Below are 16,742 nucleotides of genomic sequence, written 5' to 3' on the forward strand. Positions count from 1 at the left end.
CGGTCCTCTCCTCGAAGGGGTTGGTCAGGTCGGGCCGGGCGCCTCGTCGGTCACCCGGAGCCGCGTGGTGACCCCGCCGCCCGCGTGCGGGGCGATACGGACGGTGAACGGTCCGGCCTCGCACCGTTCCCTTCCCGCGGCGTCGCGGTAGGACAGCGTCCGCCGGTCGAGCTCGAAGACGACCTCGGCGCTCTCACCGGGGGCGAGCGGCACCCGGCGGACGCCGACGAGCTCGCCCACCGGGCGGGAGATCGCGGCGAGGTGGGCGCGTACGTAGAGCTGGACGGTCTCCAGGACGGGACGCGACCCGGTGTTCGTCACCCGCGCCGAGGCACGCACCGTCTCGCCCGGCCCCAGCTCGGCCGCCGAGAGGAGGACCCCCTCGTAGCTCACCGGCGAGTAGCCCAGGCCGTGGCCGAACGGGTACTGCGGTGTGTCGCGGTGGTCGCGGTACCGGCCGACGGTGCCGTCGGGGTCGAGTGGCCGACCGGTCGGGCGCTGGTCGTGGTGGAGGGGCACCTGTCCCGTGGTCCACGGCAGCGAGGCGGGGAGCCGGCCGCTCGGGGGGACGTCGCCGGTGAGCACGTCGACGACGCCGTGCCCGCCCTCGACGCCCGGGTGGAAGACGAGCACGAGCGCCTCGCCCACGTCGGCCAGCCGCTCGAGCGCGAGCGGTCGGCCGGTGAGGACGACGACGACGAGGCGCCGGCTGACCCGCGCGAGCGCCGTGAGCTGCTCCACCTGTCCCGGGGGCGGCTCGAGGGAGGTCACCGAGTTCGCCTCACCGCTGCGCACGGGGTGCTCCCCGACGCACGCGACGACGACGTCCGCCTCCCGGGCGCGCACGAGCGACTCGTCCGGGAAGCGGCCGTCGTCGACGGTGACGACCGCCCCGGCGTACCGCTCCCGGAAGGCGTCGGCGATCGTGACGACGTCCTCCGCGCGTCCGTCGAGCGTCCAGGTGCCGAGCAGCTCGGCGCTCGCCGTCGCGAGGGCGCCGGTGACGTGGAGGCGGCGTGGCTCGGTGAGCGGGAGCACGCCGTCGTTGCGGAGGAGGACGACGGCGCCTGCCGCGGCCCGCCGGGCGAGCGCGCGGTGGTCGGGGGTGAGGTGGACGGCGGCGGCGCGCCCCGGGTCGGTGTACGGGTCCTCGAAGAGCCCGAGCCGCAGCTTGAGGAGCAGGACCCGGTAGGCCGCCTCGTCGACCAGTGCTGCCGGGACGGTGCCGGAACGGACCAGCCCGGTGAGGTGCTCGTGGTAGGCGCCGGTGACCATGTCGATGTCCACGCCCGCCCGCAGCGCGAGGGCCGCGGCGTCGCGGGTGCCGGTGGCCAGGCCGTGCTGCCGCAGCTCACCGACGGCGTCCCAGTCGCTCACCACGGGCCCGGTGAAGCCGAGCTCGCCCCGCAGGTGGTCGCGCAGGAGCGGGACGTGGGCGGTCATCGGCGTGCCGTCGAGGGTGTGGAACGCACTCATCACGGTCGCGACCCCGGCGTCCACCGCCGCGCGGAACGGGCGCAGGTGACGGTTGTGCAGGGTCACCGGGCCGACGTCGACCTCGGCGTAGTCGCGCCCGCCCTGGGCCAGGCCGTAACCGACGTAGTGCTTGGCGCACGCGGCCATCGCCTCCGGGCCGGCGAGCCGCCCGCCGTCCTGGAAGCCGGCGACCGCGGCGGAGCCGAGGTGCGAGGCCAGCCACGCGTCCTCGCCCCAGCTCTCCGCGACCCGGCCCCATCGGGGGTCCTGCGCGACGTCGAGCATGGGCGCGAACGTCCAACGGATGCCGTCCGCGGTGGCCTCGCGGGCGGCGACGCGCGCGCAGTCGCGGACGATCTGCGCGTCGAAGCCGGCCGCCTGCCCGAGCGGGATCGGGAAGACGGTGCGGTGCCCGTGGATGACGTCCCGGGCGACGAGGAGCGGCACCCCGAGCCGGGAGGTCTCCACGGCGGCCCGCTGGAGGGCGTTGACGGCCGCGGCCTGCGTGCCCGCGTCGCGGACGTTGCCGGCGTGCTCGCCGCTGGCGACGATGCACGTGCCGAACTCGGCGGCGGCGAGCGCGGCGGCGTCCCGGTGCGGGTCGGGGTTGGCGACCTGGTGGAGCTGGCCGACCTTCTCCTCGGGTGTCATGGCGTCGAGCAGGAGGGCGGCGCGTTCCTCCGCGGGGAGCGCGGGGTCGGCCCAGAGCCGCTGGTCCGCGACGCCGGTCTCGCTCACGGCAGGTGCACCTCCAGCTCGGGGCCGCCCGGGCTGAGCGCCGCGGCGAGCTCGGCGAGGTCGACCACCAGCCCGCCGGCGCGGTAGGGGTTCGACGTCCGCTCCCCGGGGAGCTCGCGGCCCGCGAGAGCGAGCCGGTCGACGCCGTGCCCGCGGGCACCGACGTGGTAGCGCAGCCGCAGCAGCCCACCGGCCAGCGGCACGGTGGCGGTGAGCCCGTCGAGCTCGACCGGCAGCACCGGGTCGACCTCGACCCGGTCACCGCGCCGGCGTACTCCGAGCAGGCTCTGGGTGACGACGCGGACGAGGACCCCGGGACCGGAGGAGTAGATGCGCCACCCGGCCTCGAACCCCGCGCGGCCGTCGAGCACCTCGGGGTACCGGGCGGCGAAGTCCGCGCGGTCGAGGACGGCGGCGTCCGAGCTCGAGGCGTAGGTGTTCGCCTGACGGCGACGGGCCCCGGGGACGAGGCCGGGCACCGCGGGCGCGAGCGTCTGGCGGATCCCCAGCCACAGCGCGTCCGCATCGCCCCAGCGCGCCATCGCCTCGCACCACCTCAGGTGGGCGTGGACGTACATGAGGCCGATCTCGCGGCCGACGAACGTCGCCGTCTCGGCCCGCTGGAAGTGGCGGGTCTCCCCGCCGTGGTAGCCCGGTGGCCGGTCGAAGAGCCGGACGCCGTCGGCGCCCATGAGGTGCGCCCGCACGAGGTCGACGTGGTGGGGCGCCTCGGCCGGGTCGAGGAGGTCGGCCGCGAGGGCGTGGATCGTCTGCAGCGCCCCGTGGCGCAGGCCGGTCTCGGTGTCCCGCGGGTGGACGAGGTACCGGCGCACGGTCCCGGGCTCGCCGGCGAGCTGGGCGTATCCGGCGAGCTCGCCGTCGACGAGGAGCAGGCGCCGCAGGTCCGCGGCGACGGCGCCCGCCTCGGCCCGCAGCCTTTCGACCTCGCCGGTCTCGGCCGCGCCGGAGGCGGCGAGGCCGTCGGCGAGCGTGTCGAGGGCCTGGTGCTGGAGCGTGACCGTCCACGTGCTCACCAGGCTCGTCGCCATGGTCGGGTCGGCGGGCTGGAGGGAGTCGTTCCAGTCGCCGTGGCCGTAGGCGACGAGGTGCGTGCCGGGCAGGTAACCGGCGCGCGCGTGGTCGAGGGCACGCATCACGTGGTCCCGCACGGGAGTGGGCGTCCGCCCGGAGGCCCACGTGACGGTCTCGGCGAGCACCGACCCGTCGCCGGAGGCGAGGAGGTAGCGGCCCAGGGCGAGGACCGGCCAGTGGACGATGTCGCCGTGCGCGGGTCCCCACCGGAACCCCTCGTCCCCAGGCAGGAAGCCGAAGGCCTGCGGCCAGCCGCCGTCGTCGTCCTGGGCCGCGAGGACCGACAGGAGCAGGGCGCGGGCGTCGGCGAGCCGGTCGAGGGCAAGGAGCAGCTCGAGCGGCCCCTGCGTGACGTCGCGGGTGCCCCACGCGCCGCCCGTGTACTGCTCCAGGCCGCGCGGGGAGAGGAAGTGGACGAACGCGTCGCGCACCAGCCAGGGCAGGCTCACCGCGAGGTCCTCGGCGCCCGGCGCACCGGCGACGTCGATCGCGGTGACGTCGGTCCACCAGTCCGCGCCCGACGGTGGCGGGGAGGCGGCGGGAGGCACGTCCCGCTCCACCCGCAGCCGCCACCGGGCGGCGGTCACCGCGTCGGTCCCGAGGGTGAGGACGTCGTGGACGCGCGGGACGCCGTCGTCGAACAGGGGCGCGTCGTCGCCCGGCACGAGGGGCACCGACGAGTGCACCCGCAGCCGCGACCGGACACCGCCCGGCCCCTCGACGTGGACGTCCACGCCGCCGGGCGCGCTCTCGGCGCGGACCGCGCCCGGCCGGGCGGGCAGCGGCTCCGTGTCCGTGGCGAGGTGCAGGGCGAGGAGCAGCCGCCGCGCCCGCCCCGTGAGGGTCACCCGGAGCGTGATCTCGTGCTCCGCGGCCGGCGCGCGCGTCTGCACCTCGACGGCGTCGCCGTCCTCGAGGAGGTAGGTCCAGCTGGCCGAGTCGGGGGTCATGGCGAACGCCGTGGGCAGGTCGAGCAGCCGCCACCGGCCCTCGTCCTCGACGAGCACCCGCAGCCCGTGCGCACGGTGCAGGCCGAGGTAGCCGCGCACCGTGGTGAGCACGCGGCCGTTCGTCACGTGGCCGCGGGTGAGGTAGGACAGCGGCGAGCCGGTCATCCAGGCCGTGGCCGTGAGCCCGCCGGGGTCGGGGGCGGCGGTGGCCCCGGTGCGCAGGATCGTCCCGTGCGGGCGCAGCACGGCGAGCTCCTTGGCCTGCGTGACGACGTGCGCGTCGCGGGTGAAGAAGGACAGCAGCGCGCCGTCCTCACCGCGCTCGACGGCCCGCCAGGGGGCCGGCCAGCGCGCCTCGAGCGCGGCGTCGTCGGCGGGCACGGCCCGCAGCTCGCGGCCCCGGTCGTACGCGCCGGCCGGGGCCGGTTCGCCCGGCGGTACCCGGTCGGCGGTGTCCGGCGGCCGGGTGTCGCGGGCCAGGGCGAGGGCCACCTCGGCGTGGGCGACGTCGTCGGGCGACGTGGCGGTGGGGTGGTCGGGCAGGAGGAGCCCGGCGAAGGTGACGCGCAGCTCCTCGCCCCGCCCGAGCACGGTGCGTGAGGTCTGCAGCGCGAGGAGGCTGTGCTCGTGCTGGCGGCGCCGGCCCGGCAGGTCGCCGGCGGGGCCGCAGGGGGTCCCGGTCCGCCCGGCCCAGCCGTGGACGTCCAGCGCGTCGGTCGCCCACCCGGCGACGGGGGCGTCCGCGGCGAGGACGCACCACGGGTGCCGCCGGTCCTGCGCGAGGTTCTGCCGCACGGCGAGCGCGGTGCCGGTGGGGCCGGTGAGCGGCGTGAGGTCGAGGTACTGGCTGACGTAGAGCTCGTTGGCGCGCAGCGCCGCGGTGCCCGCCAGCGCGGGGTCGTGGGTGTGGACGAGGTCGACGTCCCGGGCCGCCCCGCCGTCGTTGGTCACGACGACGTGCCACGCCCATGCCGCTCGGGCCGGGTGCAGGGTGAGGACCGCCCGCCAGCGCAGCCCGCCGCCGCCCGGTCCGTCCCGGGTCGTGCCGGTGACGACGAGCGTCCCGTCCCGCACGGCGGCCGCGGACCCCGAGCCGGCGCCGAGCATCGGGTGACGCTCCCCGGTCACCCGGTCACGGAGCCACAGCTGGACCAGCCCGGCCTCGAAGGGCGACGCCGGGTGCTGGACGAGCTCGAGGCCGTCGTGGGTGAGCGAGGCCAGTCCTCCGCCGGCGACGACCAGCGCCCGCAGCCCCCCGCCCCCGCGCAGCTCGACGGGGAACCGCGTCCCGGTCACTTGATCCCCGTCATCGCGACTCCCTGGACGAAGTACCGCTGGAGGAGCAGGAAGACGACGAGCACGGGGACGACGACGACCACAGCGCCGGCGAGGAGCAGGCCGTAGTCGGTGTTGTTCTGCCCGGTGCTGTACAGCGCGAGCGCGACGGGCAGGGTGTACTTGTCCTCCGTCGTCGCCACCACGAGCGGCCACAGGAAGTTGTTCCACGAACCGAGGAAGGTGAGGATCGCGAGCGTCGCGAGCGCCGGCCTGGCCAGCGGCATGACGATCCGGGCGAAGATCCGCAGCTCGCTCGCGCCGTCGACGCGGGCGGCGTCGATGAGCTCGTCGGGGATTCCGAGGAAGAACTGACGCATGAGGAACACCCCGAAGGGCGCCGCGAGGAACGGCAGGATGAGCCCCGCGTAGGTGTTGACGAGGCCGAGGTTGGCGACGAGCACGAACAGCGGGACCAGGGTGACCATCCCGGGGATCATCAGCGTGCCGAGGACGATGCGGAACAGCGCCTTCTTCCCGGCGAAGTCGGACTTGGCCAGGACGTAGCCGAGCATCGAGCAGAACACGAGGTTGCCGATCGTCACCGCCACCGCCACGAGGGCGGAGTTCGTGAAGAACTGCGGGAAGTCCAGGCGCTGGAAGAGCTCGCGGAAGTTGTCGAGCGTCGGGGCCTCGGGCCACCAGGTGGGCGGGACCCGCCGGATCTCCCCCTCGCTCTTCACCGAGCTCAGCGCCATCCAGATGAACGGGCTCGTGACGACGACGAGGCCCAGCCCGAGGAGGAGGTAGGCGAGCAGGTGGGGACGGGCCCCGCCGATCCGGTACTCCGTGGTGCGTCGGGACCGTGCCCGGCGCTCACGCGCGGGTGCGCTCATCGTCCGACCTCCTTGTTCGCGACGACGACGCGACGACGGCGCCGGGGAGCCTCCCGCTCCCCGAGCAGCCAGAACTGCACGAGGGCGAGCAGGACGACGGCGACGAAGAGCACGTAGCTCATCGCGGCCGCGTACCCGTAGTTCCCGAAGCCGAACTGGTTGTACGTCTCGAAGGCCACCGACAGGGTGGAGTTCAGCGGTCCGCCCTGCGTCATGACGAAGGGCTCCTCGAAGAACTGGACGTAGCCGATGCCGGTGATGACCGCACCGAACAGGAGCGTCGGGCGCAGGGTCGGCACGGTGATGTACCGGAAGCGCTGCCACGCCCCGGCGCCGTCGAGCGCGGCGGCCTCGTGGAGGGAGGCCGGCACGCCTTGCAGGCCTGCGAGGAAGATGACGATGAGCGTGCCGATCGACCGCCATGTCGCCATCGCGATCATCGAGGGCATCGCCCACGTGGTGCTCGCCAGCCAGTTGGGCCCCTCGACGCCGAACCAGCCGAGCACCTCGTTGAGCATGCCCTGGTCCGGGTGGAGCAGGAACCGCCAGACGACGGCGACGGCGACGATGCTCGTGACGGCGGGCATGTAGTAGCCGACCCGGAAGAACGTCGTGAGCCGCGTGACCCCGGCGTTGAGGACGACGGCGACGGCGAGGGCCAGCGCGAGGGTCAGCGGGACGCCGACGAGGACGAAGTAGGCCGTGTTGAGGGCGGCCTTGCGGAACGTCGCGTCCTGGAGGACGGCGACGAAGTTGTCCAGGCCCACGAACTCGACCGCGAGCGGGTCGCGCAGGTCGCGGCTGCGGATGTCGGTGACCGCCATGAGCAGCGACATGATCACCGGGCCCGCGGTGAAGACGGTGAAGAGGAGCGCGAAGGGCAGGGCGAAGCCCCAGGCCGCCCGGGTGCGGCGGCGGTAGAGCGGGGGACGCTTACGAAGCGCGTAGGTGGCGTCCGTCCGGTCCGGCGCCGGGGCGTCGGACCGAACGGTGGTGCGGGAGGACATGGCTACAGCCCGGTCCCGATGGCGGTGGCCTGCTCCTGGATGGCCGTGGCGACCTCCTGGGGGTCGGCGTCGGCCTTCGCCAGCTGCTCGAGCTGGGTGTCGATGACGCTGGCGACCTCCTCCCACGTGGGGATGGAGGGCGGGGCGGACGCCGTCTCGAGCTGCTCGCCGAACACACCGAGGTACTCGTCGTCGGCGATCGCCGGGTCGTCCCAGGCTGCGCTCACCGACGGGAGGTCGTTGACCGTCTCGTACCACGCGACCTGGGTCTCGGGCCGGCTCAGCCACTCGACGAACTTCCAGGCGGCGTCGCGGTTCTCGGAGTCCTCGAAGACGGCGAGGTTCGCGCCGCCGATGAACGAGCCGGGCCGGGTTCCCTCCGGCAGCGGGGCGAGGGAGACCTGCTCCATGCCGGCGCCGTCGAGCTCGGTGAGGAGGCCGACGTGCCACGGCCCGGAGACGAAGGAGGCGATCTCCCCGGCCATGAAGTCCGGCTCCAGGGCCCCCTGCGGCAGGTCGGTCGGGGCGAGCCCGTCGGTGAAGAAGGACTGGAAGTAGGTGAGCGCCTCGACGAACTCCGGGGTGTCGAAGGTGAACTCCGTGGCGTCCTCGTTGGTGATCACGGCGCCGGCCTGCCAGGCGAAGGGGAGGAACGTCTGCCAGGCTCCGGTCTGGCCGGGCTGGAGGTTGATCCCCCACTCCGCGCCGTTCGCCTGTGCCTCCTCGGCCATCGCGGTGAGCTCTGCCCAGTCGGCGGGCGGCTCGCTCACGACGTCGTCGCGGTAGTAGAGGACGCGGGTCTCGACGTACCACGGCACCCCGTAGTTCGTGCCGCCGACGTCGGTGCTGTCCCAGGCGCCCTCGAAGAACACGGACGGGTCGATGAGGTCCGGGGTCGGGTCGAGCGCGCCGGTCGCAGCGAACTCCCCCATCCACGTCGTCCCGATCATCGACACGTCGGGCGTCTGGCGGCCGGCGATCGCGGTGGCGATCTTGTCGTGGGCCGCGTCCCACGGCACTGCCGTGACGTCGACCTCGACGTCCGGGTTCTCCTCGACGAACGCCTCGGCGAACGCGCCGAGCGCCTCGCCCTCGGTACCCATCGCCCAGACCTCGATGGTGCCGCTCGCCTCGCCCTCGGTGATCTCGGGGGCGCCCTCACCGTCCCCGGCGCCGCCACCGCCGCCGTCCTCGCTGCGGCCGCACGCGGTGACGCCGAGTGCGGTGATGGCGAGCACCGCGGCGCCCGCTCGGATGTTCCTGTTCACGGCTGGTCCTCCTCGTCGGGGTCCGTTCTCCGCCCAGGGCGCGATCTATGCGCTTAACACGCGCCACGGCGACCGTAGGGCGAAGCGGTGTGACCTGCAACACATACGGGCGCGGGATCGCGAGCGCGGCCTCAGCGTGGTGCGGGACAGCCGCAGGACTCCCGGGTGAGCAGCCGCAACGGGAACGTCCGGACCAGCGGGCCGGCGTCCGGGACGGCGAGGGACTCGGTGAGGATCTCGACTGCCGCGCGGCCGATCGCCTCCATGGGCTGGCGGACCGTGGTGAGCGACGGACTGGCGACCCGCCCCGCGACCACGCCGTCGAAGCCGGTGACCGCGACGTCACGCGGCACGCAGTAGCCGGCGTCGCGCAGCACCTGGACGACCTCGAGCGCGTGCTGGTCGCTCGCGCAGACGAGGGCGGGTGGTACCGCACGCCGGGCGGCGAGCCGGCGGACCACCGGGTAGGGGTCCGCGGCGGCGAGCGGGGTGGGGTCGAGCACGGCGCCCGGCACGGGGAGGCCGAGGTCCCCCAGCGCGGCCTGCATCCCGGCGAACCGCTCGGCGTAGTCCGGCATCTCCGGCGCGCCGACGAACTCCAGGCGGGTGATCCCGTGCTCGCGCACGAGGTGCTCCGTGACGGCCCGCGCGCCGCCGGCGTTGTCGACCCGGACCTGGTGGAGGTCACCGGGTGCGTCGGGCATGGCGAACCCGACGACGGGCAGCCGTCGCGCGAGCTGGGCGAGGACCTCGGGCTTCTGGGTGCCGGGGAAGACGGCGAGCCCGTCGACCCGGCTGGCGATGTCGAGCATCCGGCCGCCCTCGGCGCCCGGTCCGCGCCCGACCAGGAGGGTCCGTCCGCGCCGTGCGCACTCGAGCTGGAAGCCTCGCTGCACCTCGTCGACGTAGAGCGGGTAGACCCGGAAGTCCTCGGCGTCGGCGTCGTCGGCGAAGGCGCGACGCTCGCCGTCGTCCCGGTCGGCGGCCTCGACCCGGACGCGGCGGGCGCCGCGGGAGCCGTCCGCCTCGAGGAACATGTCGAAGGCGTACAGGCCGAGCACACCCGTGCGGCCGTGCGCGAGGCCGCGCGCGCTCGCGTTGGGCACGTACTCGAGCCGGCGGGCCGCCTCGAGCACGACCTCGCGCGTGCTCTCGCGCACCCGCTCGGGGCGCCGGAAGGTGAAGGAGACGGTGGCGATCGAGACGCCCGCCGCCTGCGCGACGTCGTACACCGTTGCCCGTTTCCGCACGCTCCCCCCTTCCGCCGCAGTCCGCACGAGGCCGGGCCCGGCCGATACGTGCCGCGCCGGTCGTGCGGTCCTGCAGTGGCTCCTGTTCCTCGTCCCGGGGCGGCCCGAGGTGCCGGCCCCGCCGAGCAGCATGTCACCCGGGCCGCGGACCGGCCCGCGAAGGACCTCACGGTCAGGTGAGGAGCGGCGCGGCCTCCGGGGGTCGCTCGACCTCGGCGAGGGGCGTGCCGCAGCGCTAGGCGCCGGCGGGGTGCGAGGCGAGGTACTCGCGCCAGGTGAGCGTGCCCGTAGGTTCGGCGGTGGTGACGAAGGGCCCTGCGCGGAAGGCGGCCCCCAGGCTGCCGGGCACGCGGACGGGGACGAGCACCCGGCGTCGTTCGCTGACCTCGAGCCACTGCCGGGCGGCCTCCCGCAGGCCGAGCACCTCCGGGCCGCCGAACTCCACGACGTCGTGGCTCGGACCCGCCGTGAGGAGCTCGAGGAGCCGGCGGGCGACGTCGCCGGTGTGCACGGCCTGCGACCCGATGCCCGGGTCGTAGGGGATGACGGGCAGCCGGGCCGCCGCCCGCAGCACCGCGTCGATGAGCGAGTAGAACTGCGTGGCACGCAGGACTGTCCAGGCCGGTCCCGAGGAGCGGACGATCCGCTCGGCCTGCACCTTGATCCGGAAGTAGCCCCACGGGACCACGTCGGCCCCGACGATGGAGACGTAGAGCAGGTGCCGCACGCCCGCGGCCCGGGCGTCGGCGGCGAGCCGGCGCGTCCCCTCGACGTCGACCTCCCGGGTGTAGCCGCGCCGGTACGGGGCGGAGGCGAGGTGGACCACGGTGTCGACGTCGTGCAGGGCCGGCACCAGTCCCTCGCCGGTCGCGAGGTCCCCGCGCACCCAGGACACCCCGTCCTGGTCCGGACGGGCGACCCGGCTGAGCGCGCGCACCTCGTGGCCCGCACCCCTCAGCACGGGCACCACGTCACGACCCAGCGCGCCGGAGGCACCGGTGACGAGGACCCTCATCGCGCGACCCTCGCCTGTCGGTAGAGCAGCGGCTCCGGGACGACGCGCCGGTCGGCGAACGCACGGAGCACGAAGCGGCGGAAGCTCGGCTTGAGGGCCAGCGACGGCAGGACGTCGCGGAGATGGTCCCACCGGCAGTGGTTGACGAGGGTGAAGGGCACCTGCGCCGCAGGGCCGGGCTCGAGGACGGTGGAGTTGTCCAGCCCGGTCTCCTGCTCGAACCAGCCGGCGGTGTGCTCCCAGACGGCGAGGTTCGTCGCGACGTCCGGGGCGGAGAAGTAGTTGAAGAGGAAGACCCCGGGACGCTCGTGGTCGACGGGTGCGATGCGCCGGACGTTGCTGCCGGCGAACGATGCGGTCGTGTGGCCCTGCGAACGCACGACGCGCGTGAGGACGGTCGCGGCAGCTCCCGCGGCGACGCCCTCGGCGGAGGTGGGCGACGTCGTCTCCACGAGCACGACGACGTCGTAGCGCGCCGGGCGTCCGCCCGCACGTCGCCGGGGCCCTCCGGGCGGGCGGACGAGCGCGGTGAACACGTCGGCGCGGACGACGCGCGGGTCACGCCGCAGGACGCGCGCCGTCGCCGCCACCCGGTCCGCCAGCGCCCGGCGGCGGCGGCTGGGCAGCGCGACGGGCAGTCGCCAGGTCCCGCTGTCCACGGCGAGCAGGACGAACCCGTGCCGCGACGGCGCCACGAGCGGCGCGCGGGTCCACCGCGGCCGCGCCGCGGGTGTCGGCGACGTCGTCCGGGCGGCGTGGGACCACCGCGCAGTGCGTGCGGCCGTGGTCGCCGCCGGTCGTGGGCTCATGGCTCGTCCACCTCACTCTGGTCCGCGCGGCACCGGCGGCGGCGCAGGACCAGGGCTGCGCCGAGGAGCACGGCGAGGAGGCTGAGCACCCAGGGGTCGCTCCCCCGACCGCCGAGCTCGCGGTCGAGGACGTGGGAGACGGCGTGGGCCCCGGCGGCGGTGGTCGCGCCGAGCAGTGCGACCGACAGGGCGTCGTGCCAGACCAGCACCCCGAGCAGCGCGACGCCGACGCCGATCTGGAACGCGCCGACGTCGTGGAGCAGGTGGAGGTTGAACGGGTCGAACATCGCGACGTGCTCGTGGAAGGAACGGGGCCGGAGGAACGCCCACACGCCGGGCACGAGGAAGGCCGCCGCACCGACGACGACGGCGGCGGCGGTGAGGACCGTGCCGTTGCGCGTCGTCCGTCGGTCAGTCGGGACGCGGACTCCAGCCATGTACCAGACGGTACAACTCGACCGGCTCCCCCACAAGGGGCCCAGGACGCTCTCAGGCGCCCGCCGGGCGGGCCGCGCCGAGCTCGCGCAGACCGGCGAGGAGGATCTCGGTCACCAGGCGGGCGTGCCGGCCGCCGGCGTCGAGGTCGGGGTCGAACGCGGTGACCTGCGCCCCGACGGCGCCGGGAGCCAGGGCGGTGAGCAGCTCGACGAGCCGCTCCGGGCTCAGCCCGCCGCCGTCGGGGCTGTCGACGGCCGGCATGACCCCTGGGTGGAGGACGTCGAGGTCGACGTGCAGCCAGTAACCCCGCCCGGCGGCGGCGACGCCGCGCCTCACCCGGGCGACCGACCCGGGCAGGTCCTCCATCACCTCCGGGGCGGGGACGACGTCCGCGAGCACCTCGGACGCCTCGCGATGCCCCTCGTCATCGACGCGGCAGCCGACGTGCACCGTGTCCCCCGGCCGGAAGTAGGGCGACCGTCCCTCGACGTCGGCGACCGCCGGCCAGTGCAGCCCGACGACGGCGGCGAGGTCCTCACCGGCGACGCTCGCCACGGCGTCGCTGTTGCCGGGGTGGCGGAAGTCGGTGTGGCCGTCGACGTGGACCAGGCCGAACCGCCCGCGGCGCCGCAGCGCCAGTCCGCCACCGAGCAGGATGCTGCAGTCACCCCCGAGGACGAGCGGCACGTGCCCGCGGTCCAGCACCTGACCGATCCGGTCGGCGAGCCGGCGCGCGTGGTCGACCAGTGTCTCCTCGTTGCGCACCCGGCCCGGGCGGACCTCGTGGCGGTACCGGCCGGGCAGGACGACACCCGCCTCGACCGCCCCCAGGGCCGCGAACCCCGCGAAGAGCCCTGCCTCGCGCAGCGCCTCCGGCGCCTTCGCGGCTCCAGGCGCCGCGCCCGGCTCGGGCGGGCGCAGGCCGAGGTTCGACGGCGCTGAGACGAGGGCGATCACCGCTCAGCCCTCGGGGACCGGCACGTCCGGGCGGGCGGCGGCGCCGACGAGGTCGAGCAGGAGCCGGTAGGCGTCGTCGACGCCCGTCCGGTCACCGGTGACGAGCAGGTCGAACAGCAGCCCGCGGACGGTGGCGAGGCCGAGACGGGCCTGGGTACGGGCGCGCGCGGCATCGATGCCGCCGGCGGCGATCTCGCCGGCGAGGACGTCGAGCCACGGCCCGACGAGCCCTGTCGCGAGCGCCTGCGCGTGAGCCCGCCCCTGCATCGCGTGGGCGGAGAGCTCGAAGAACAGCGGGCCGTACCTCGTCGCCGGGCCGACGACGTGCGCCCAGAACCGCTCGGCCACCTCGCGGGGCGTAGCGGCGTCGTCGGAGCTCGCGACGACGGTGAACGCCTCCCGCTGGAGCCGCTCGACCTCGCCGACGACGGCCGCCAGCAGCCCCTCACGGGAGCCGAAGTGGTAGATGAGCATCCGGTGGCTCGTGCCGACGGCGGCGGCGATCGACCGCAGGCTCTGCCCGTCGACGCTGTGGTCGGCGAGGTGGTCGACGACGGCGGCGAGCAGCTGCTCGCGTCCGCTCAGCGCTGAGGTTCCGGCCATGGACCAGATGATACACGTCGGCGTACCATCTGGTACACACGGGCGTGCCGAGAGCGGGCGTACCGAGAGGGGACCGCACCATGACCGAAGAAGTGACCGCGACCGTGGAGGTCGACGCGCCGGCGGACGCGGTGTGGGAGGTGCTCACCTCCCCAACGCGATGGCCGGCATGGACCGACTCGGTGACGGAGGCGGAGCTGCTCGACGAGCGGTTCGGCCCGGGAGCGCGGGTGCGCGTCGTCCAGCCGGGCCTGCGCCCGGCGGTGTGGACGGTGACCGAGCTCGAGGAGGGGCGCGCCTTCACCTGGACCTCGCGCTCCCCCGGCGTCCTCACCACCGCCTCCCACGTCCTGCTCCCGGCCGGGCCCGAGCGCACCCGGCTGCGTCTGCACCTGCATCACGACGGGCTCCTCGCCCCGCTCGTGCACCGTCTCCTCGGCGCGCGCACCCGCCGGTACGTCGAGATGGAGGCGCGCGGCCTCAAGGCCGCCGCCGAGGCCCGCACCCCCACCCCCTGAACCGTGCGACGCGCCGCCCGGCCGCCCGAGCCGCTCGCCGAGTCCTCCTGCCGCCCCGCCCTCCCGCCGAGGTCGCACATCTCCCTCCCGGGTCACCCGATGTTTCAGGCGACCCGACGGAACGTGCGACCTCGGCGAGAGCGGGGCGCGGCCCGGCGGGGGTCAGGTCACGCTGAGGAACCTCACGTAGTCGAACACCGCCTCCGTCGCGGGGCTGGCACCGCCGCCGGTGTACAGCCCCACCCGCGCGTCGGTGCCGGCGGGCAGGGTCCACGTCGCGCCCCAGCGCCACGTCTGCCCGTCGGTGGAGAGCGCCGAGCGGTACAGGTGCTCACCGGCGTCGTTCGTCGTGTGGTGGATGCGCAGCCACGTCGTGTCGGCCGGCGGGCCGCTCGTGTGGCCGCCCCAGGACAGGAAGCCGTCCTGGCGCACCTCCTTGCCGAACTCCACCTGGCGGGTGTTCCAGATCGCCACGTGTCCCAGTCGCAGGAAGGTGTCGTCGTCGGCGTGCACGATGAGCCCGCCCTGCTGGTAGTTGCGCACCTCGGTGTCCCCGAGGTCCAGCGTCATCCGCGTCTCGACGATCCAGTCGCCCTCCGGTGGCTCGTGCAGGAGCACCCCTCCGGTGCCCCCGGGCCCGACGAGGTCTCCGGCGCCGACCGGCCAGACGAGCGCGCCGCCCTCGACGCGGGCGCCGGCGTCCTGCCGCACCCACTCCCAGCCGGCGAGGTCGGCGTCGGTGAACTCCTCCTCGAGGAGCACGTCACCGGCCTGCGGCTCGGCCACCGGTGTGGTCACCGGCTCGTGGGCGGCGTTGACGGACAGGTTGTCCACGTGGGCGCCGCGGCCCACCATCTCCAGCGGGGCGGAGCGCAGGACCCCGGGCCGCAGGTCGAGGGCGACCTCGGCGACGACGTCCCCCAGGCGCGACTCCGACAGCCTCGCCCGCACCTCGCCCTCGACGAGGTGCACCTGCAGCGCCGTCCACACCGACAGGTCGTACCCGGGCGGGATCGCCGCGGTCACCTCCTCCTGGAAGCGGCCGTGCCCGTACTCCACGTGCAGCTCACGCCGCCCCGGGTCCACGCTCACCTCGACCTGGTTCGACCCGCGGCCGAGCCGCAGCACGAACGGGTCGGGCTGACGGGTGCGCAGGTCGAGCTCGACGTGCACCTCCTGCGGCGCCGCCTCCCGCGTCCACACCCGGCCGCGGAGCAGGGCGTGGCCCCCTGACTGCGGGTCGGTGTCCGCGCGGTAGGAGCCGCGCAGGACGTTCCCCTCGGCCGGGTCGGTGACCGTCAGCCCCAGGAGCGAGCCGCTCACCGGACCGGGCTGCGGACCCTCGCTCGGCCCGGCGCCGCCGCGGGTCACCGGCCAGCCGTCCACCCAGTCGAGCCGGTCCATGAGCGTGGGGCGGCGGTTGACGCCGCCGGGCTCCGCCAGCCACGGGTCCTCGCGGTCGATGGCGTGGTAGAGGATCCAGTCCTGCCCGGACAGGTCGGTGACGACGGCGTGGTGCCCGGCGCCGATCCACCGGTTGCCGTTCTGGACGAGCACCTGGGTGCCGCCGGGCCGGGTGTCGAGCAGCGAGACGCCCTCGTGGTCGACGAACGGCCCGAGCGGGCTCTGCGAGCGCCCGGCGAACACGCTGTACCCGGTGGACGGGCCGGCGCAGCAGTTCGCGGAGGACGCCATGAGGTAGTACCAGCCGTCGCGCTCGAGGACGTAGGCGCCCTCGAACTTGTCGTTGACCGCCACCTGGGTCGCCTCGCCGACGGCGCGCAGCCCGGTCTCGTCGAGCTCGCTCACCCACAGGCCGCCGTAGTAGCTGCCGTAGTAGAGGTACCGGGTGCCGTCGTCGGTGGCGAGCATCGAGGGGTCGAAGGTCCAGAGGAAGCCGCCGCCGTCGGGCCGGGGCGGCACGACCGGCTCCTCGGTGGGGGTCCACGGGCCGGTCGGGGTGGGCGCCGTCGCCGCCCCGATCGCGGAGTCGTCACCGGCGTTGAGGACCGTGTCGGTCACCGTGTAGTACAGGACGTACTGACCGTCGACGTACCGGATGTCGGGCGCCCAGAAGAACGACGTCGCCGTCGCCCACCCGGGCCGGGTGTCCTCGTCGAAGATCGTGTCGACGTACTCCCAGTCGACGAGGTCGCGGGAGCGCGAGACGTGCATGAGCCCGAACTCCCCGCCCTCGACGAGCGGGTCGGACGTCGCGTACAGGTACCACCAGCCGTCCTTGCCGCGAATGACGGCGGGGTCGGCGTAGGTGTCGGAGAAGCCGGCCGTCACCGGGTTGGTGTACTCGGTGGCCGCGGGGGTCTCCTCCTGCCGGCGAGGGCCGGCGGCCTGGGCCGGGGCGAGCGCCCCGGCGGTGAGGACGAGGACGAGCGCGGCGAGCGCGGCGGTCCTCCTCGGGCGGGTCGTGCGGTGGGTCATCACGTCTCCTC

13 protein-coding genes are annotated in these 16,742 nt (G+C 75.0%); 1 reads left to right on the plus strand and 12 read right to left on the minus strand.

Features of this window, described 5'->3' with window-relative positions:
- Positions 1-24: 24 nt before the first annotated feature.
- From FE251_RS09275 to FE251_RS09325, 11 genes are all read right to left on the minus strand, one after another.
- Positions 25-2,214: a glycoside hydrolase family 3 N-terminal domain-containing protein gene (locus FE251_RS09275; RefSeq protein ID WP_223147513.1), complete on the minus strand. Its 2,190-nt coding sequence runs from the start codon at positions 2,212-2,214 to the stop codon at positions 25-27.
- On the minus strand, positions 2,211-5,552 hold the full coding sequence (locus FE251_RS09280) for a cellobiose phosphorylase (protein WP_139948570.1): 3,342 nt from the start codon (positions 5,550-5,552) through the stop codon (positions 2,211-2,213). Before FE251_RS09280 ends, FE251_RS09275 begins: the two co-directional genes overlap by 4 nt.
- Positions 5,549-6,427, minus strand: coding sequence for a carbohydrate ABC transporter permease (locus FE251_RS09285; protein ID WP_139071143.1), 879 nt, complete (start codon positions 6,425-6,427; stop codon positions 5,549-5,551). The genes FE251_RS09280 and FE251_RS09285 overlap by 4 nt, the downstream gene beginning before the upstream one ends.
- Complete coding sequence (locus FE251_RS09290) at positions 6,424-7,434, minus strand: carbohydrate ABC transporter permease (protein ID WP_139071144.1); 1,011 nt, start codon at positions 7,432-7,434, stop codon at positions 6,424-6,426. Before FE251_RS09290 ends, FE251_RS09285 begins: the two co-directional genes overlap by 4 nt.
- Positions 7,435-7,436: 2 nt before the next feature.
- A complete protein-coding gene (locus FE251_RS09295; protein ID WP_139948571.1) occupies positions 7,437-8,702 on the minus strand; it encodes a sugar ABC transporter substrate-binding protein in 1,266 nt (421 codons plus the stop codon).
- A gap of 131 nt (positions 8,703-8,833) precedes the next feature.
- On the minus strand, positions 8,834-9,934 hold the full coding sequence (locus tag FE251_RS09300; RefSeq protein WP_230976380.1) for a LacI family DNA-binding transcriptional regulator: 1,101 nt from the start codon (positions 9,932-9,934) through the stop codon (positions 8,834-8,836).
- A 253-nt stretch (positions 9,935-10,187) separates the two neighbouring features.
- Entirely contained in the window at positions 10,188-10,967 is a 780-nt protein-coding gene (locus tag FE251_RS09305) for an SDR family oxidoreductase (RefSeq protein ID WP_139948573.1), read from the minus strand.
- Entirely contained in the window at positions 10,964-11,776 is an 813-nt protein-coding gene (locus FE251_RS09310) for a hypothetical protein (RefSeq protein WP_139948574.1), read from the minus strand. The genes FE251_RS09305 and FE251_RS09310 overlap by 4 nt, the downstream gene beginning before the upstream one ends.
- The gene (locus tag FE251_RS09315) at positions 11,773-12,213 is read right to left on the minus strand and encodes a hypothetical protein (protein ID WP_139948575.1); all 441 of its coding nucleotides are present in this window, start codon (positions 12,211-12,213) and stop codon (positions 11,773-11,775) included. The genes FE251_RS09310 and FE251_RS09315 overlap by 4 nt, the downstream gene beginning before the upstream one ends.
- 52 nt (positions 12,214-12,265) lie before the next feature.
- Positions 12,266-13,171, minus strand: a complete 906-nt coding sequence (locus tag FE251_RS09320) for an arginase family protein (RefSeq protein ID WP_139948576.1) — start codon at positions 13,169-13,171, stop codon at positions 12,266-12,268.
- Positions 13,172-13,174: 3 nt separating this feature from the next.
- Complete coding sequence (locus FE251_RS09325) at positions 13,175-13,774, minus strand: TetR/AcrR family transcriptional regulator (RefSeq protein WP_139948577.1); 600 nt, start codon at positions 13,772-13,774, stop codon at positions 13,175-13,177.
- An 80-nt stretch (positions 13,775-13,854) separates the two neighbouring features.
- Between FE251_RS09325 and FE251_RS09330 the strand changes: the two genes are divergently transcribed.
- On the plus strand, positions 13,855-14,292 hold the full coding sequence (locus FE251_RS09330) for an SRPBCC family protein (RefSeq protein WP_139948578.1): 438 nt from the start codon (positions 13,855-13,857) through the stop codon (positions 14,290-14,292).
- A 162-nt stretch (positions 14,293-14,454) separates the two neighbouring features.
- Here the strand turns inward: FE251_RS09330 and FE251_RS09335 are convergent, their stop codons facing one another.
- Positions 14,455-16,731, minus strand: a complete 2,277-nt coding sequence (locus FE251_RS09335) for a family 43 glycosylhydrolase (protein WP_139948579.1) — start codon at positions 16,729-16,731, stop codon at positions 14,455-14,457.
- Between the last annotated feature and the right edge of the window lie 11 nt (positions 16,732-16,742).

Source organism: Georgenia wutianyii, assembly GCF_006349365.1.
GTDB lineage: Bacteria > Actinomycetota > Actinomycetes > Actinomycetales > Actinomycetaceae > Oceanitalea > Oceanitalea wutianyii.